The 16,567-nt window shown below is 71.2% G+C and carries 16 protein-coding genes; 4 read left to right on the top strand and 12 right to left on the bottom strand.

From position 1 onward, the window contains the following. Positions 1–16: 16 nt before the first annotated feature. The 3 genes from ACO2Q0_RS12100 to ACO2Q0_RS12090 all read right to left on the bottom strand — a co-directional run bounded on the left by ACO2Q0_RS12100 (position 17) and on the right by ACO2Q0_RS12090 (position 3,521). Positions 17–973 carry a glycosyltransferase family 2 protein gene (locus tag ACO2Q0_RS12100; RefSeq protein ID WP_423351772.1) on the bottom strand — a complete coding sequence of 319 codons (957 nt, stop codon included), beginning with the start codon at positions 971–973 and terminating at the stop codon, positions 17–19. After that, positions 970–2,217, bottom strand: coding sequence for a glycosyltransferase family 2 protein (locus tag ACO2Q0_RS12095; protein WP_423351771.1), 1,248 nt, complete (start codon positions 2,215–2,217; stop codon positions 970–972). Before ACO2Q0_RS12095 ends, ACO2Q0_RS12100 begins: the two co-directional genes overlap by 4 nt. A gap of 116 nt (positions 2,218–2,333) precedes the next feature. Beyond that, entirely contained in the window at positions 2,334–3,521 is a 1,188-nt protein-coding gene (locus ACO2Q0_RS12090) for a glycosyl transferase family 1 (protein ID WP_423351770.1), read from the bottom strand. A gap of 103 nt (positions 3,522–3,624) precedes the next feature. Here ACO2Q0_RS12090 and ACO2Q0_RS12085 point away from each other — a divergent pair, with 103 nt between their 5' ends. Continuing rightward, positions 3,625–4,698, top strand: coding sequence for an acyltransferase family protein (locus tag ACO2Q0_RS12085; protein ID WP_423351769.1), 1,074 nt, complete (start codon positions 3,625–3,627; stop codon positions 4,696–4,698). Here ACO2Q0_RS12085 and ACO2Q0_RS12080 read toward each other — a convergent pair. Further along, a complete protein-coding gene (locus tag ACO2Q0_RS12080) occupies positions 4,695–5,837 on the bottom strand; it encodes an L-lactate dehydrogenase (RefSeq protein ID WP_423351768.1) in 1,143 nt (380 codons plus the stop codon). The genes ACO2Q0_RS12085 and ACO2Q0_RS12080 overlap by 4 nt on opposite strands. A gap of 53 nt (positions 5,838–5,890) precedes the next feature. Beyond that, the gene (locus ACO2Q0_RS12075; protein WP_423351767.1) at positions 5,891–6,613 is read right to left on the bottom strand and encodes a hypothetical protein; all 723 of its coding nucleotides are present in this window, start codon (positions 6,611–6,613) and stop codon (positions 5,891–5,893) included. Positions 6,614–6,771: 158 nt separating this feature from the next. Between ACO2Q0_RS12075 and ACO2Q0_RS12070 the strand changes: the two genes are divergently transcribed. After that, positions 6,772–7,101 (top strand): hypothetical protein, encoded by a 330-nt coding sequence (locus ACO2Q0_RS12070; protein WP_423351766.1) that lies wholly within the window; start codon positions 6,772–6,774, stop codon positions 7,099–7,101. Here the strand turns inward: ACO2Q0_RS12070 and ACO2Q0_RS12065 are convergent. The 6 genes from ACO2Q0_RS12065 to rlmJ all read right to left on the bottom strand — a co-directional run bounded on the left by ACO2Q0_RS12065 (position 7,098) and on the right by rlmJ (position 12,445). Further along, a complete protein-coding gene (locus ACO2Q0_RS12065) occupies positions 7,098–7,769 on the bottom strand; it encodes a cytochrome b/b6 domain-containing protein (RefSeq protein ID WP_423351765.1) in 672 nt (223 codons plus the stop codon). The genes ACO2Q0_RS12070 and ACO2Q0_RS12065 overlap by 4 nt on opposite strands. Before the next feature lie 2 nt (positions 7,770–7,771). Beyond that, entirely contained in the window at positions 7,772–8,281 is a 510-nt protein-coding gene (locus ACO2Q0_RS12060) for a c-type cytochrome (protein WP_423351764.1), read from the bottom strand. Between the two features lie 64 nt (positions 8,282–8,345). Then, positions 8,346–10,487, bottom strand: coding sequence for an AsmA family protein (locus ACO2Q0_RS12055; protein WP_423351763.1), 2,142 nt, complete (start codon positions 10,485–10,487; stop codon positions 8,346–8,348). Between the two features lie 58 nt (positions 10,488–10,545). After that, entirely contained in the window at positions 10,546–11,106 is a 561-nt protein-coding gene (locus ACO2Q0_RS12050) for a sugar transferase (RefSeq protein WP_423352266.1), read from the bottom strand. A 40-nt stretch (positions 11,107–11,146) separates the two neighbouring features. Continuing rightward, entirely contained in the window at positions 11,147–11,560 is a 414-nt protein-coding gene (locus tag ACO2Q0_RS12045) for a hypothetical protein (RefSeq protein ID WP_423351762.1), read from the bottom strand. A gap of 63 nt (positions 11,561–11,623) precedes the next feature. Beyond that, entirely contained in the window at positions 11,624–12,445 is an 822-nt protein-coding gene (rlmJ, locus tag ACO2Q0_RS12040) for a 23S rRNA (adenine(2030)-N(6))-methyltransferase RlmJ (RefSeq protein WP_423351761.1), read from the bottom strand. Positions 12,446–12,524: 79 nt separating this feature from the next. Here rlmJ and ACO2Q0_RS12035 point away from each other — a divergent pair, with 79 nt between their 5' ends. After that, entirely contained in the window at positions 12,525–13,604 is a 1,080-nt protein-coding gene (locus ACO2Q0_RS12035; protein WP_423351760.1) for a DNA topoisomerase IB, read from the top strand. A gap of 42 nt (positions 13,605–13,646) precedes the next feature. On the opposite strand, the gene ACO2Q0_RS12030 is transcribed toward ACO2Q0_RS12035, so the two are convergent. Then, complete coding sequence (locus ACO2Q0_RS12030) at positions 13,647–15,647, bottom strand: TonB-dependent receptor (protein WP_423351759.1); 2,001 nt, start codon at positions 15,645–15,647, stop codon at positions 13,647–13,649. Between the two features lie 70 nt (positions 15,648–15,717). On the opposite strand from ACO2Q0_RS12030, the gene ACO2Q0_RS12025 reads away from it, so the two are divergent. Continuing rightward, complete coding sequence (locus tag ACO2Q0_RS12025) at positions 15,718–16,458, top strand: SDR family oxidoreductase (protein WP_423351758.1); 741 nt, start codon at positions 15,718–15,720, stop codon at positions 16,456–16,458. Positions 16,459–16,567 lie beyond the last annotated feature (109 nt).

The raw sequence follows: 16,567 nt of genomic DNA, 5'->3' as shown, positions 1-16,567 counted from the left end.
CAGCGTCGAGGAGAGATCAGGCGTTCGCGCGGGGCGCGGCGAGGCGCTTCAGGCGCGCGGTGACCGGCATGGTCAGCAGCGGCCAGACGGCCGGCTCGGCGGCGCAGGCCCCCAGCGCCTCGCCGACCTGGCGGGCCTTGAGGGCACAGATCACACGATCGTAGACCAGCGCCGTCTCCAGCGAGCGGCGGCGGCGTTCCTGGGCGCGACGCACGGCCTCGCACTGGGCCCGCTTCTCGATCTCCAGGGCGGCGTCGGCCGCCAGCATCTGCTCGATGTGCTCGCGCCGCATGACGTGGGAGATCGACGCGCCGTGCTTGCGGTAGCGGTAGAGCGCGTCCGGCAGGAAGCGCATGCGCGCGCCATGGGCCAGCAGGCGAAGCACGAGGTCGTAGTCCTCGCCGATGCGAAGGTCCTCGCGGTAGGTCTCGCCCTTCAGGATCTCGGCCGAGAACAGCGGCTTCAGATAACCCAGGCCCGGCTGCCTCGAGTACATGCGGCCCGCCTCGATGTAGTCGGCGAGCGTGATCCAGCGCGGGTGGTTCCAGGCTTTCTGGCAGAGGAAGGCGCGCCAGGGCGCAGCGCCGTCGTCCTGGAAGAGCAGCAGGTTGTCGACGACGATGTCGGCGTGGTCGACGCGGGCGCGGGCGACCAGCTTCTCCAGCCGCTCAGGGGCCATGAGGTCGTCGCTGTCGAACACGGCGATGTAGCGGCCGCGGGCGGCCTTCAGGGCACGGTTGCGGGCAGCGCCGGGGCCGCCGTTGCGGCGCGCCTTCAGCACGCGCACCCGCGGATCGCCCGCGACTTCGGCTTCGATGACCGCCAGGCTGTCGTCGGTCGAACAGTCGTCGGCGATGATCAGCTCGAGGTCGGCCAGGGTCTGGCGCAGGACCGAGCGGATGGCGGGCGCGAGATACTTCGCGCCGTTGTAGTTGGCGGTGATGACCGAGACGAGGGGCGCGGCGCCGCTCATGGGCTCACCGGCGCGCCGCGCAGGACGGGCGGATGCAGCTCAAGCGGCTCGGGCTTCGGCCGATCGGTGAAGAGCTGCCACCAGAAGCCGGCCGACCACGACAGATGCATGATCATCGCGGCCGGGCCGGAGAGCAGCGTGGCGGCGTCCCTGTGCTTGAGGCCCAGCATGACGCCGAACAGCAGGGTGGCGAGCATCCAGGTCACGGCGGGGATGGCGAGCGGCCAGAACACCGGCGCGCCCAGCAGGGACACGACCGCCGGGGCGACCGCGAGCGGCAGGGCCTGGCGGACCTTCAGCGGCGTGAAGTGCTTGAGCACGGTGCGCGCCCGGCCTTTGCCGTAGCTGAAGTACTGCTTCCACAGCGCGCCCGGCGTCGAGCGCGGGTGGTAGCCGATGCGGACCTTGTCGGTGAGCCAGATGCGGCCGCCCTCGCGGCCCAGCCGCAGGTCGAGCTCGGCGTCCTCGTTGTGGCTGAACGTCTCGTCATAGCCGCCGACGGCCTCGAAGGCGTCGAGGCGGAACAGGGCGTGGTGGCCGTGGTCGACCCACTTGCCCTCGCCGGCCAACCGGTGGGCCGAGCCGCCGGTGCCGAGCACCGAGTTCTGGGCCGCGGCGACAGCGCGCTGGAAGCCGCCCTCGCCCTTGGTGTCCATCGAGACCACCACCGAGGCGGCGCCCGTGGCGCGGGCCTCGGCGATCAGGGTGGAGACGTAGTTGCGCGGATAGTCGGCGTGGGCGTCCACCCGGATCATCCACGGGCGGCGATCGTCCAGGGCGCGCGCCGCCAGGTTGACGCCGGCGCTCTGCAGGCGGGCGGGATTGTGCACGAGCCGCACGCGCGGATCGCGCGCGGCGATGTCCGCCACGATGTCGCGCGTGCCGTCGGTGGAGCCGCCGTCGGCCACGAGCACCAGGGGGTCGACCAGGCCGTCATCGTCCAGGATGCGATCGATGACGCCGGCGATGGCCTTGGCTTCGTTCAGGCAGGGGATCACGATCACGGCGCGGCGTTCGTGATCGGCCGCCTCCAGCGGGCGGTCCGCAGGCGTGCGGATCATCGCCTCCGGGGCGATGGCGTCCCACGCGCGCGGCCAGCGCGCCGCGACCTCGCCGAGACCGGCGGCGCGGCCTTCGAGCGGGGCGAACGAGCGGGGCTCGGCGAAGCGGCGTTCGCCGCGATCTTCGCGGTTGGAAGGGCCCGTCTCCGAAAGACGCTCGGGATTGGGCTTGGGGTACTGCATGTTGAAAGGCGTCCGAGGTTCGACCAGCGCCGTCGCCCACGGAAGCTTGGGCGGCGACCCGCGTTAAACCGTGCGCCTGGGATTCCGTTCCGGCGGATTCCCGAGCTTTTCCAAGGCTAAGCTGCGATTTTTCCTGAAGTCGATTCAGAGGCTTGGCCGTAGGAACCAAGCGGCTCGCCGGGCTTTTTCAGCCGTTCGACCAAGCGTCGACAATCCGACTCATCGGCCGAGAAGGCGCTCTGCGGCTGTGCCGCGAGTTCGGCGCGCAGGGCGGCGAAGCGCCCGGGCGTCAGGCCCGCCAGGAAGGCCTCCAGATCCTCCGGCGCCTCCAGGCGGACGCCGAAGCCGTGTTCGGCCAGGTAGCGGCCGGTCTGCACGCCCTCCAGCGCGATCGGTATGCCGCCGAAGCGGCCGCTCTCGTACAGACGATTGGGCAGCAGCCAGGAGGAGTTCAGCCCCTCCTCCATGAAGTCGATGGCCCAGCAGAAGTGGACGTCGCCGTAGAGCCTCGGCAGGTCGGCGGCCGTATAGGCGCCGCCGAAGGTGACCTTGGGCGTGGCCGCGACCTGGGCGTCGAAGTCCTCGAACTCGACGTAGGCCGGGCGGCCGTGGATGCGGACCTCGACCAGGTCCGGCCGGCGAGCGGCCAGATCGGTGAGGATATCGAGGCTCCGGCGGCAGCGTATCGCGCCCATCCAACCGATCCGCCAGGGCGGGCCGGGCGGCGGAGGCGGCAGGGCGGCGGACGGCGCGGCGCCCAGCTCGAGCACCTTGTTCTCCACCAGGAGAACCGGCGTATGCACGTCGTCGCCCAGCCCCTGGATCGGCTTGAAGTAGGCGTCCACGAAGGCCGGCGAGCTGACGACCAGCAGGTCCGAGCGCTTCAGCAACGCCTTCTCGATCCCGCGCATGGCGAGGCCCTTGACCGTGTCCTGGACCATCATCCGGTGGATATCGAGCGCCTCGTAGACCAGGCGCGCCTTCAGGCCGCACAGCAGGCGGGCGGCGTCGGCGATCGCCAGCATCTCGAGCTGGCGGGCCATCACGACCTCGGCGCCGGCGATCAGCGCCTTGAAGCGGCGGGCCTTCAGCGCGGTGAGCGCCGTCAGCTTCGCCCTGTGGCCAAGGCGCGCGTCATAGGTCCGGCCGAGGTTGACCGTCGGGCAGCCTTCCAGGCGCTCGGGCGCCGCATCCGTGCGGCAGAAACCCAGCACCACCGGATCGGCTCCGCCCGCCTTGAGCATGCGAAGGCGCCGCGCGACGGCGGGATCCGACAGGTCGTGGACGAAATAGGCCAGCTTCACGAAACGGCGCCCCCCAAGCTGAAGCGTCAGGACGCGAACCAAACGCGCGAGCGCCCGTTTGGAACCACGGCGAAGCCATCATCGCGCAGGGGGTTCAGGTCACATGACGGCGGGTTCGAGCACCGAAGCCCCAACGCGCAAGGCGCCCGGCGAGGTCCGGTCGATCCAGTATCTGCGCGGGATCGCCGCGTTCGGCGTGCTGGTGTTCCACGCGGCCGAGCGCGCCGGGGGCCACTTCGGCGTCGGCGCAGCCGGCGTGGACATCTTCTTCGTGATCTCGGGCTTCATCATGTGGGTGGTCACCTGCCGCAAGACGCCGGCGCCGGGCGACTTCCTGATCCGCCGCGTGCAGCGCATCGTGCCGCTCTACTGGGCCGTGACCCTGCTGGTGGTGGGCGTCGCCCTGGCGATCCCCGGCAGCTTCCCGAACCTGCAGGTGACGTTCGAGGCGCTGGCGAAGTCGCTGTTCTTCGTCCCCTATCAGGACCCCAACGGCCTGATCGCCCCGCTGATCGTGCCGGGCTGGACGCTGAACTACGAGATGTTCTTCTACCTGCTGTTCGCGGCCGGCCTGCTGGCGCCGGCGCGGCTGCGGCCTTGGCTGGTCTCGGCCGCCTTGATCGCCCTCGTGGCGGTGCGGCCCCTGCTGGACGCCGAGAACCCGCTGGTGGCCACCTACACCGATCCGATCCTGCTGGAGTTCGGCGCGGGCGTCTGGCTGGGCAAGCTGTGGTCCGAGGACCGGCTGCCGCGGGTCTCGCTCGGCTGGGCCATGGCGGCGCTGGGCCTGGCAGGCTTCGTGGCCGTGACCCTGGCGGGCGTCGATGTGGCGACGGCGCGGGTGCTGTGGTGGGGCGTCCCCGCCCTGCTGCTGGTGGCGGGCGCGGTCAGCGTCGAGCGGCACGGCCGCGTGCCGGACCTCTGGCCGCTGCGGGTGATCGGCGACGCCTCGTACTCGCTGTACTTGGTGCACGGCCTGGCGATCTCGGCGGCGATCCGCGTCCTGGGCGCGGTCGGCCTCAACAACCCGGCGCTGGTCTTCACCGCGAGCCTCGTGGCCGGCGTGATCGCGGGACTTGCGGCCTATCACCTGGCCGAGAAGCCGATGATGAAGCTGTTCCGCACGGGGCTGGGCGCGCACCGGCCAAGCGGGGTCGCCCCGGCGCCCGCCCCTTAAGGCAGATCCAGGAGCTCGCGGCCGGCCTTCCGCACGTCGTTGCAGCCGGTGAGGATCATCGCCACCGCCAGCTCCGAGCGCAGGATGTCCAGCATCTTGCGCACCTGGGGCTCGCCGCCGGCGCCTAGCGCATAGGCCCAGGCGCGGCCGACGAAACAGGCCTTCGCCCCCAGCGCCAGCGCCTTCAGCACGTCCAGCCCCGAGCGGACCCCGCCGTCCATATAGACCTCCAGATCACCGCCGACGGCGTCGGCGATGGCCGGCAGCGCCGAGATGGTCGAGCGCACGCCGTCCAGCTGCCGGCCGCCGTGGTTCGAGACCACCAGGCCCTGGGCGCCGGCTTTCACCGCATCGCGGGCGTCGGCGGGATCGAGCACGCCCTTCACGACGATCGGTCCGTCCCAGGTCTCGCGCACCCAGTCCAGGTCCTTCCAGGTGACAGAGCGATCGAAGTTCCGCGCGATCCACGCGAGGAAGTCGGTCACCCGCCGCCCCTGCTGCAAGGCGCCGGCCACCGAGCCCAAGGTGTGCGGCCGGCCGTGGACGAAGACGTCCCAGGTCCAGCCCGGGTGAGTGATCCCGTCCCAGGCCTGGGTCAGCGCGCTCTCGAGCTTCGAGGCGCCGGTGAAGCCCGAGCGGACGTCGCGGTAGCGGGCGCCGGGCGTCGGCAGGTCGACGGTGAAGACCAGCACCGGGCATCCCAGGTCCTTGGCCCGGCCCAGCAGCTCGCGCATGTAGCCGCGGTCCTTGAGCATATAGAGCTGGAACCACGGCGGGGTCCCCGTCTGGCTGACCTCCTCCACCGAACAGACGCCGACGGTGGAGAGCGTGAACGGCACGCCCGCTGCCGCGGCCGCCCGCGCCGCCTGGGCCTCGCCGCGGCGGCCGTACATGCCGGCCATGCCTACGGGGGCCAGGCCCACCGGCATGGCGAGCGTCTGGCCGAGGGTTTCCACGGTCATCGAGAGCTGGGTCATGTCGACCATGACCCGTTGGCGGAGCGCGATCTCCTCCAGGTCGCGGACGTTCCGCGCCAGCGTCACCTCGGCGTAGCTGCCGCCGTCGATGTACTCGAAGAAGATCTTCGGCAGGCGCCGGCGCGCCAGTTCGCGAAAGTCCGAGACCGAGGCTGCGCGCATGGATTCCCCTTCCGGCGGCGGAGCGTGGCGGCTCCGCCCAGCGGGTGCAAGCATCAGCCGGCGGGCGGCGGGCCGATGACGATCCAGACCTGATGGGCGCGGGCCATCAGCTCGCCCTCGGCCGAATAGAGCGCGACGCCGGCGAACTCCTTGCGTCCCTCCTTGGCCAGAGGCCAGGCGACCAGGATGCATTCCTCGCCGGCGCGCGGCGAACGCAGCACCTCGCCGGTCATGGTGCCCAGCAGGGCGCCGTGGCGGCCCTCCTTCTCGACCCAGGCGAAGTAGCCGGGGCAGTCGATGGCGGCCCAGACCACTTCGGGGGCGATGGTCCCGTCGGCGCGGGCGAAGTTCTCGTGCGCGCGCCAGACGCAGGCGACGAGGCCGGGCTCCGCGCCTTCCACCTGGCCGGGCAGGACCCGCAGGCCGTCGCCGTCCTCGCGGGCCGTGCCGCAGGTGAAGCAGATCGGGTGGATGCGCTGGCTCAGGCCGATGTGCCGCGCGCCGGCGGCGCGGGCGGCCTCGAGGCTCGGCGGCGGCGGCGGTTCGGGCAGTTCGAGGCTGGCGGGCGCGGCGCTGCCGATGGGGCCCGCTTCGCCCAGCAGGACGTGGGCGTCGCCCTGGCGCTCCAGGGTCAGTTCGGCGTCGAGCGGAATCGGCGCCCGCAGCACGGCGGTGACCGGACCTTCCAGCCCCTCCGCCAGCACGCCGCAGACATAGCCCCCGTTGCCGGAATTCGGCGGGCCGCAGAACTGGCGGCCGATCACGATCTTGGACAATTCACGCTCGTTGGAAATGGACAGGCTGAATGCCGTGGCTTTCCCACGACGACGCGAGGGAAAGGAAGCCTAATCCGCGCTGCGGCGTTGGAGCCACGAGGGGATGAGGCTAAGGCTAAGCTCGTCCCTCGAACTTTGGATTCCTTGAGGAGAAGTTGGTGAGCGAGATCGAACGTCCCTGGGCCCTGATGCGCCATCACGCCGGTTGGGCGGACGTGTTCCATGTGGAGAGCGAGACCGGCGACTCCATCACCGGCTTCTATCCCGACCGCGAGACGGTGGGGCCGCCGGTGAGCTACTCGACGCGCGCCGTGCTCGCCCGCTACCCGACCATGGAAGCCGCCCGCGCCGCGCGCGAGGAGGCGGTCGGCGAATGGCGCAAGCACGACGCCGCGGTGCGCGAGGCCGAAGACAAACTGCGCCAGGCCGAGAAGGCGCGCGAGGAAGCCTGGCTGGGCTGCCTGCGCGACGCCGCGACGCGGGGCTAGGTCCAGAACGCCTTCGAGGCCGCGTAGGCCAGGGCGGCTGCCAGGGCGATGCAGACCAGCAGCCGCCACACAGGCGCGCCGGCGAGGCCCGGATCCTGCGGGAAGCGCCGGCGCCCGGTGATCATCGGGCCGATCAGGTTCGTGCGCTTGTAGAAGAGGTAGAACAGCACCGCGAGCACGTGCACGGCGACCAGCACCTGCAGGATGCGGAAGCTGAGCTCGTGCACCTCGGCGAGCGCCCGACCGGTCTCGAAGCTGACAAGGTGCGTCAGCGGCCCGCCCTCGAAACCGTCGATGTCGACGACGAACAGGCCCGTCCCCACCTGCGTCGCCAGCACCAGCAGCAAGGCCACCACGCTCCAGCCGCCAAGCGGATTGTGCCCCGGCACGTTGGACGGCGCGCGCTCCGGCAGCGTCCGCACGTACGCCGCGACCTTGCCGGGACCTTTCACGAAACTGGAGAACCGCGCGGCCCCCGCGCCTGCGAAGCCCCACAGGATGCGGAAGGCGACCAAGCCCAGGATCGCGTAGCCGCTCCACCGGTGCCAGTTGAGGTGGTCCTCGGACGCCCACCAGGAGAAGGCGACCAGAACCACCACGAGCCAGTGGACGATGCGGACCGGCGCATCCCACAGTCTGGCGCGCACGCCGGCCTCGGAGCCCGCCACGGTCAGTCCTTCTGCTGGCGATAGACGTCGTGGCAGGCCTTGCAGGCGCCGCCCGTCGGTCGCACCTGGGCCTTCACCGCGTCCATATTGCCCGACATCGCAGCCTGGTTCAGTCGCGAGACCTGAACCTGCATGGCCGAGGCCTTGGCGCTGAAGCCTGCGGCATCGGTCCAGATGTTGGCCTTGGCCTCGCTCTTGGGCCGCGCCTCGACGCCGCTGCCGCGCGGGAACCAGGACGGCAGCGCGTTGGACAGGGCCGCCATGGTCTTGGTCTGGGCCTGCACCGTGGCGACGTTCGGGTCGGACTTGCGCAGCTCGTCATTGAGCGCCTTGAACGCCGCGCCCAGCTTCTCGAAGTTGGCGTGGCGCTGGTGCGCCGCCTTGGCGGCGGGGCTGAGCGGCCCCTTCGGCATCGGCTCGTTGTGCGCCAGGGCCGCGCCGGCGGCGGCGGTCGCACCGCCAAGTCCCAGGGCGATCGCCAAGACCGCCCCCTTGTTCATGCCCAACGCCATGAGTTCACGCCTCCTCCTCGGGGAAGCGGGAGATTGCCGGGGCCTCGGCGCGGGCGTCAACCGCTCAGCGCGACGCCGTCTGGCGGACCGGGGCGCCCTCGCGGGCGGCGTCGGCCAGCAGCGCGCCGCAGTTGGCGTCCTTGGCCAGGCCGGGATCGATGAAGGGCAGCAGGGCCGCGATCGGTGAGACCAGCGCGCCCAGACCGACGGCCGCCGCGCCCTGGCCGATCGCCGCGCCCGGCTCGACGCCCAGCTTCGGCGAACGGATGGGGCCTTCCGCCTTCACCGGCAGCAGCACGCGGACGAGACGGAACTTCTTGTTGTGGCCGCGCACCTTGAAGGCCATCCGCTCGCTGCCGAGGTTCACCTGCCCCTGCCCCGTGATCAGGACCGGGCCGGTGTCGAGCACGATGTTGTTCGCACTCATCACGCCGTTGTTGGTCTGGAAGTGGGCCACGCCACAGCGCAGGGGCACGGTGTCCATGTCCTTCTTCAGCAGCAGGCCCAGACCCTTCACGACGTTGACGCCCATCAGCTCGGCGAAAGCCTCGCGGATCTCGCCGCCCGGGGCCACCACCATCACCTCGCCGTCGGCGTTGGCGAAGGCCTTGTGCACGCTGTCGCCCTCGCCGGTCAGGCGGGCCCGGCCGGCGAGCGCGCCGGTCAGCGGGTGGCCGCCCCCGAAGGTGACAGGCACGAGTTCCTCGATGCGGGCGTTCGTCAGCCGCAGGTCGAGCTCGGTGACGGGGACCTTCTTGCGGGCGTTCAGGGCGACGAAGCCCGTCACCCGGCCGCGGGGGAGGTCGAGCCGCAGGGGGTCGGCGCGCAATAGGCCGTTGTCCAGCTTCACCCGCACGGAGCCGGCGCGCAGGCTGATCGGCGCGTCGCGGATCGTCGCCGCCCGATAGCGCACGTCGGCGTCGAGGGCGCGGATCCGGCTGACGTCCAGGGTGGAGTCGGGGAACAGCCGCTGCTGGGCGCCGAGGTTGCGAGCGACCGCGACCTGCTCGGGCGAGGCGGTCTCGCCGGGACCAACCGACGGCGCGCCGCCGAAGATGGCTCCGAGGTCGTCGAAGTCGAGGCTGTTCGAGTTCAGGTCCGCGGTCAGCATCGGCCGGACACGGCCGGTCTCGACCTTGATATCGCCCGAGAGGTCGCTGTCGCCCACGCGGCCGCCCAGGTTGTCGATCCGCCAGATCAGCTCGTCGCGCGACAGCCGCCCGCGGAGGCGGTACGGCGGCGTGTTCGGCAGGGCGACGCCGGTGAGCGGATAGAGGTCCGACAGGTCCGGGCCGCGCGCCGTGGTCTGCATCGAGAAGCGGCCAAGGTCGAACGGCTTCGGCACGCTGCCGACCGCGGTGATGTAGGTCTGGCCCGCGCGGATGTCGGCGTTGAACGGATAGGGCTTGTTGCGGTCGATGTTCAGCAGCGGCCCGCCGGTGACTTCCATGCGGAAGGGCTGGCGGTTGATCGTTCCCTGCCCGATCAGTTCGAAGCCCCGGTTGGCCTGGCCGAGGTTCTCCTGCGCGTTCATGGTCGCGTCAAAGCGCAGCTCGCGCTTCACGTCGGCATAGGTGAGCTTGCCGTCGTCGATGATGAAGCTGCGGATGGGCGGCAGCTTCATGGGCTCGGACTTGCGGCCGTTGGAGAAGTCCCAGTTCTTGCGGCCCTGGGCGTCGGCGTAGAGGCGCAGGTTCGGACGGTCGAAGCGCAGCAGGCGCAGGTCCACATCGCCCCAGAGCAGCGGGATCAGCCGGATCTTGACCGTGATCTTTTCGAAGGTCCCCAAGGGATCACGACCCGCCCACGGCGTGTTGGCGATCCGCACGCCCTCGACCGTGGCGCTGGGCTGCCAGGACCAGAGGTTCACGTTCAGGTCGCCGGAGATGGTCACCTCGCGGTGCATGCGCGCCGAGGCGAAGCGGGCGAGCGGCCCGCGGAACCAGTTCCAGTCCCAGATGGCGATCAGGATGCCGATGGCGATCGCGAGCGCCGCCAGGATGCCGCCCGTCCACCACAGGGTCTTGTGGCTGGGCTTCTTCAGGACCGGCGTCGGAAGCTTCGCGTGGCTCAGCTTGTCCCAGCGATCCCGGGCCCAGGCCTCGGCGCGCTGGATCGGCCGGCGGCGGCCGGGCTCGGTCTGCGGGGCCCGCTGCGGCCGCCGGCGGCGGCCGGGCTTCGGGTTCTGGAAGGGTTCGTTGCTCACGGGACGTCTCCGAATGTCCCTGAACGTGCAGCCCCGCCGGTCTAGTTCCCCAAAAAACTTAGTGGCTTATGCCTCGCCCGCTGAAAGCCTGGCTCGCGGTGCGCCAGATGATGGCAAGATCGAAGCCGAGAGACATGCGCTGCATGTACTCTCGGTCGAGCCGGACCTTCTCGGGAATGGGCAGCTCGTCGCGGCCATTGATCTGGGCCCAGCCGGTGACGCCTGGGCGCAGGCGATCCACGCCCGCTTCCGTGCGCAGCGCCACCAGGTCGTCCTGGTTGAACAGCGCCGGCCGCGGGCCGACCAGACTCATCTCGCCCGTTAGCACGGACCAGAGCTGGGGCAGCTCGTCGAGGCTTGTGCGGCGCAGGACGCGACCCAGCGGGGTGATCCAGCGGTCGGGCTCGGCCAGCAGGTGGGTGGCGACGTCCGGGGCGTCGGTCCGCATGGTCCGGAACTTGGGCATCCGGAAGATGCGGTTGTGGCGGCCCACCCGGCGCGACCAGTGCAGCGCCGGGCCCGGACTGTCGAGACGGACGGCGATCGCCAAGCCCAGCAGGACCGGCGAGAGCACGACCAGGCCGGCCAGCGAGACGAAGATGTCGAAGGGGCGCTTCAGCACGCCCCGTTCTTAAGTCGCGCCGGGCGCCGCCGCCAAGTCAGGCGTCAGGCGTCGGCGGCGCGGCGAGGACCTTGCGCGGCTTCGGCGCCGCCGCTTCCGGCTCTGGCGTGAGTTCCGGCGCGGCGAACGTCGCGGGCTCGACGGGAAGCGCAGGCTCAGGGTCCGCGACCGGCTCCGCGAGAGCCTCCAAGACCGGCGAGATCGGAGCGGCCTCGCCGCCGACGGCCGGGAACGCAGCCTCTTCGGCGGCTTCGAGGCTGGCCACCGATGGCTGGCCGGCCGCGGCCGTCAGCGCCTCCAGGTTCCACCGCGCCAGCCGGCTCATCCACCACCAGGCGACCCCGGCGGCCGCGACGCCGGTGAAATAACCCCATAACGGCGAGGCGGCGCCGAAGAGAAACGAGGGGGCGATGGGAAGGGGAAGCTCTTGAGACTCGGACAGGAAGGACATGCCGCACCTCCAAGCGTTGCTGCGGCGCAGCATAGCATCCCGCGGGCGCGGGCTGGTGCGAACTTACGATGACGCCAGCGGATAGACGCGGGCGGCGCCGCCCTCGCCCAATTCCTGGGCGACCCAGCTGCAAATCCTGGTCAGATCGGCCGCAAGGTCCGGCCCGTTCACGAGTACGAGCGCGCAACCGTTCATCTTCATCGGGTCGGTCAGCGGCTTCACGCGGGCCTCGGCGACCAGCATCGGCGCGTCGACCGCATCCTCCAGGTCGCGCAGGAAGGCGTCGAAGGTCTCGAGATCCTTGAGCGGCAGCCAGACCAGGGCCTGGAGATTCCGGTTGCGCGCGCGGGCGCCCTCCAGCGTCTCGACGATGCGGCCATAGTCGTCGGGCTTTTCGAACGGCGGGTCGACGAGCAGCAGCACGCGGCCCTTCGGAGGGCAGCGCTCGACCGCCGCGCGATAGCCGTCGGCGCACAGCGTCTCGACGTTGGGACGCCCCTTGAGCGCGCTGCGCAGGGCGTCGTGCTCCTCCTTCCGCAGCTCGCAGGCGAGGTAGCGGCCCTGAGGCAGAAGATGTTCGGCGATGAGCCAGGGCGAGCCGGGATAGCGCCGCACTGGACCGCCGGCGTTCAGCGCGGCGACCGCCCGGGTCAGCGGCCCGAAGGCCGCCGGCGCATCCTTGCGCTCCATCAGCCGGACGACGCCGGCCTCGGCCTCTCCCGATTTCCGCGCCTCGGGTCCGGCGAGGTCGTAGAGGCCACGCCCCGCATGGGTGTCGATCACGGTGAGCGGGGCCGGCCCCAGCGCCGCCATCAGGCGCAGCAGCGCGGCGTGCTTCACGAGATCGGCGAAGTTCCCGGCGTGGAAGGCGTGACGATAGTTCAAGGGCGGCTTTCCGGCAGAGGAACCTCGGCCGCGCATACCACGTTGCCGCCGCACGCGTGGAGGGGTGATGCCCAAGGATATGGCCAGCGAAGTCCCCGTCGAAGCGGCCGAGCAGCTCGAAGAGGCCGGCCTACGCTACGTCAGCGACGCCGATCCGGGCATCACGCGCAAGGCCGCGCGGGCCAGCGGGTTCAACTATTTCAAGGCCGACGGCTCGCCGGTCTCGGATGAGAAGACCCTGGACCGCATCCGCAAGCTGGCCATCCCGCCGGCCTGGACCGACGTCTGGATCTGCCCGCGCGCCAACGGCCACATCCAGGCGGTGGGCCGCGACCAGAAGGGCCGCAAGCAGTACCGCTATCACGAGCGTTGGCGCGAAGTGCGCGACACCCACAAGTACGACCGGGTGATCGCCTTCGGCCGCGCCTTGCCGAAGCTCCGCAGGCGGGTCGAGGAGGACCTGAAACGGCCCGGCCTGCCGCGCGAGAAGGTGCTGGCCGCCGTGATCGCGGTGATGGAGCGCACGCTGATCCGGGTGGGCAATGAGGAATACGCCAAGGCCAACAAGAGCTTCGGCCTGACGACCCTGCGGGACCGGCACGTGAAGGTCGGGCGCGGCGGCGCCAAGTTCCAGTTCCGCGGCAAGAGCGGGAAGATGCACGAGACGGGCCTCGACGACCGGCGGCTCGCCCGCATCGTCAAGGCCTGCCAGGACCTGCCGGGGCAGCGCCTTTTCCAGTACGTGGGCGACGACGGCCTGCAGCACGCCGTCGAGAGCGCGGACGTGAACGCCTACCTGCGCGACGTGCTGGGCGAGGACTTCTCGGCCAAGGACTTCCGCACCTGGGCCGGGACGGTGATGGCGGCCCGGGCGCTGATGCTGACGCCCGAGTGCGCGAGCGCGACGGAAGCCAAGCGGAACGTGGTCACCTGCGTCAAGGCGGTCGCGGGCGTGCTGGGCAACACCGCGGCCGTGGCCCGCAGCGCCTACATCCATCCGGCGGTGCTGCAAGCCTACGAGGCGGGCGGGCTGGAGGTGAAGGCGACCGGTGACGAGCGCGCGTTCGAACTGGCCGTGCTGAAGTTCCTGGAAGCCGCGCGGGACGCCGACGAGAGCAAGAAGGCGGCGGCCGCCAAGGAGATGGCCAAGAAGGCCTGATCCCATAGCGGCCCAGCTCACCGGCGGCCGGGCGCCCGAAGACTAGCGCCGGATCGAGACGCCGACCCGGAAGGTGCGTGGGATCGAATAGCTCTCGACGCCGTCGGCGGTCTCGCCGGTCTCCAGCTCTTCGTCCGTGAGGTTCTCGGCGGCCAGATAGACCTCCGTGGTCGGGCTGAGGCGCCAGGCGGCGCGCGCGTCCACCTGCACGCCGGCGGCAAGGCGGCGGGTGTTGAGGTCGTCCTCCCAGCGCATGCTCTCGTAGCGAACGTCGGCCGAGAGGGTCAGCGGCGCGAGCGGGCGCCAGTCGGCGCCGGCGGTGACCGTCCACTTCGGCGTCTGGGCGGGACGCAGGCCGGTGAGCTGCGGGGCCGACGAGCCGCCGTCCACCTCGGCGTCGGCGAAGGCGAAGGCGGCCCGCCAGGACAGCGTCTCGGTGGCGTCTCCCGAGGCCTCGCCCTCGACGCCCCAGGCGGTGATCTCGCCGGTGTTCTGACGCTGGCGCAGCACGCCGCCGGCCGGCACGAAGCCCGCCGTCGGGAAGGTGCCGGGGCCGATGCCGATGGTGACGTTGGCGATGGGATCCTTGATGCGGTTCCAGAAGAGGGTCGCGCCCCAGTTCACCGCGCCCTCCCCGCCGACGCCGGCCTCGATCCCCTGCAGGGTCTCCGGCTGGAGCGCCGGGTTTGCCTCGGTGATATCGTTGCCGACCCGGAACGGCCGGTGCAGCTCGTTCAGCGTCGGCGGCCGGAAGGCGGCGTAGCCCGCGGCGCGGACGTAGCGGCCGTCGGCCAGATCGTAACGGACGCCCAGGCGCGCCGTCGGAGTCGTCTCGGACGAGCCCTCCGGCCGCTGGTCGAGGGTGACCGCGCCGGTGGCGATATCCACTTCCCGGCGGATCGCGTCGCTGGACTTGGAGCGGTCGATCCGCACGCCGCCGGTGACGATCCACGGGCCCTGGTCGTATGCCGCTTCGAGGTAGGCGCCCGCCACGAAGGTCTCGCCGCCGGCCTCGCGGTCGCGCGTGAAGGCGCCGTTCATGAAGCGGAAGCGCTCGCGGACCTTGCCGTCTGTCCAGCGGGCGTCGGCGCCCAGCTCCCAGTTGATCGCGTCCATACGGCCCTGGACGGCGGCGTTCAGGCCATAGCCATCGGCCGGAGTCTTGTACTGGTCGTTGGCAGGCGTCGTGCCCGTTCGGCCCGCCGCGACGGCGGCCGAGCTGTTCTTCAGGTCGCTTTCGCGCAACCAGGCCTGCAGCCGCCAGCCGCCGACGCCCTCCTCCGCCGGACGCGCCAGGGTGAGGGTCGCCGACTGGCCTGAAGCGATGGACCGGGCGCCGACGAGGCCTGCGCCGCGGATCTCGCGGAAGGCCGCGATCCGCGCCGCGGCCTGGACTCCGCCGAACTCGTGCTGGGCGCGGATCGCGCCGGACACGTCCTCCAGCGACACCCGCTCGTCCGCCGCCCCGCGCCGGGGGCCGCGCACGGCATAGTAGCCGTCCGTCTTGGACGCCGCCGCGGTCAGCAGGAGGCTCTCGGTCCCGCCGGCGATGGCCGCCCGATAGCTGTCGCGTTCACCGGCCGAGAGGTCGAGCGCGGCCCAGCCGTCCTGGGCGCCGCGCTCCTGCAACGCCACGACGCCGGTCAGCGCGCCGGCGCCATAGGGGCCCGCGCCCGCCCCGCGCACCACCGTCGCGCCGTCCAGGCCCTCGGGCGGCAGCGCGCTCCAGATCACCCAGCCGCCGAAGGGATCGTTCTGCGGCGCGCCGTCCAGCGTCACCAGCGCCCGGCCTGCCCCCGACGGCGCGATGGCGCGGAGCGAGAGTCCCTGGGTGGTGGGATTGGCCGCGCCGCTGCCCGTGCGGCGGAACAGCGACACGCCGGGGGCGGTCTTCAGCGCCTCATCGAGGCGGGGCTCGACCTTCAGCGCCTCGGGTCCGATCTGCACGGCGCTGAACGCCGCCTCGCCGCCCAGCGGCGCGAGCCGCGGCGCGTGGACGACGACGGCTTCCACTTGCGGAGCGGGGGGCGGCAGGTCGGCCATGTTTCCTCGAAATTTTGGTACGGCGGGGCCGTTGGCTACCCTGGGCTAGTCACACGGAGGAGAGAGCGCAATGGAGAAGGTCGCGATTGTCACGGGGGCGGGCAGCGGTATCGGCCGGGCTGTGTCCGTGGCGCTACTCGACGCCGGCTGGAAGGTGGCGCTGGGCGGTCGCCGGGCGGAGGCCCTGGAGGAGACTGCGAGCCTGGCCGCAGGCGAGTCGCTCGTGGTCCCGACCGACGTCGCCGACGAGGCGGCGGTCGACGATCTCTTCGCCGCCACGACGTCGCTGTTCGGCCGCCTGGACCTGCTGTTCAACAACGCCGGTTCCGGCGCACGGCCTGTGCCGATCGAGGATCACGCGCTCTCCGACTGGAAGCGGGTGGTGGACGTGAACCTCACCGGCGCCTTCCTCTGCACGCGGGCCGCGTTCCGGCTGATGAAGGACCAGGACCCGCGCGGCGGCCGGATCATCAACAACGGCTCCATCGCCGCCCATGCGCCGCGGCCGCTTAGCATCGCCTATACCGCGACCAAGAGCGCCATGACGGGCCTGACCCGCGCCACCTCGCTCGACGGCCGCGCCTACGACATCGCCTGCGGCCAGATCGACATCGGCAACGCCGAAACGCCGATGACGCGCGCCATGGGTCAGGGCGCGCTACAGGCCGACGGCTCGGTGAGGCCAGAGCCCTATCTGGACGTGAATCATGTCGCCGAGGCGGTGCTGTACATGGCCGGCCTGCCGCTGGAGGCGAACGTCCAGTTCATGACCGTCATGGCGACGAAGATGCCCTATATCGGGCGCGGATGACGCCGGACTAGGCAGTCCGACCAGGTGATGATGCTGCAGCGCAATATCGCACTTGCGTCGAAAGCAATCCGTGGGAATCAATCTGGATGCAGGCGTGAAGAGCCGGGCA

This window comes from Phenylobacterium sp. VNQ135, assembly GCF_049445735.1.
GTDB lineage: Bacteria > Pseudomonadota > Alphaproteobacteria > Caulobacterales > Caulobacteraceae > Phenylobacterium.
The sequence above is the reverse complement of the archived record's forward strand: the minus strand, read 5'-3'. Positions and strand labels throughout refer to the sequence as shown.

Excerpts from the sequence above, each read along its gene's own strand:
- ACO2Q0_RS12030 (WP_423351759.1), bottom strand. The coding sequence starts at position 15,647 with ATGGCCGACCTGCCGCCCCCCGCTCCGCAAGTGGAAGCCGTCGTCGTC.
- ACO2Q0_RS12095 (WP_423351771.1), bottom strand. The coding sequence starts at position 2,217 with ATGCAGTACCCCAAGCCCAATCCCGAGCGTCTTTCGGAGACGGGCCCT.
- ACO2Q0_RS12025 (WP_423351758.1), top strand. The coding sequence starts at position 15,718 with ATGGAGAAGGTCGCGATTGTCACGGGGGCGGGCAGCGGTATCGGCCGG.
- ACO2Q0_RS12045 (WP_423351762.1), bottom strand. The coding sequence starts at position 11,560 with ATGTCCTTCCTGTCCGAGTCTCAAGAGCTTCCCCTTCCCATCGCCCCC.
- ACO2Q0_RS12080 (WP_423351768.1), bottom strand. The coding sequence starts at position 5,837 with ATGCGCGCAGCCTCGGTCTCGGACTTTCGCGAACTGGCGCGCCGGCGC.
- ACO2Q0_RS12060 (WP_423351764.1), bottom strand. The coding sequence starts at position 8,281 with ATGGCGTTGGGCATGAACAAGGGGGCGGTCTTGGCGATCGCCCTGGGA.
- ACO2Q0_RS12100 (WP_423351772.1), bottom strand. The coding sequence starts at position 973 with ATGAGCGGCGCCGCGCCCCTCGTCTCGGTCATCACCGCCAACTACAAC.
- ACO2Q0_RS12035 (WP_423351760.1), top strand. The coding sequence starts at position 12,525 with ATGGCCAGCGAAGTCCCCGTCGAAGCGGCCGAGCAGCTCGAAGAGGCC.
- ACO2Q0_RS12085 (WP_423351769.1), top strand. The coding sequence starts at position 3,625 with ATGACGGCGGGTTCGAGCACCGAAGCCCCAACGCGCAAGGCGCCCGGC.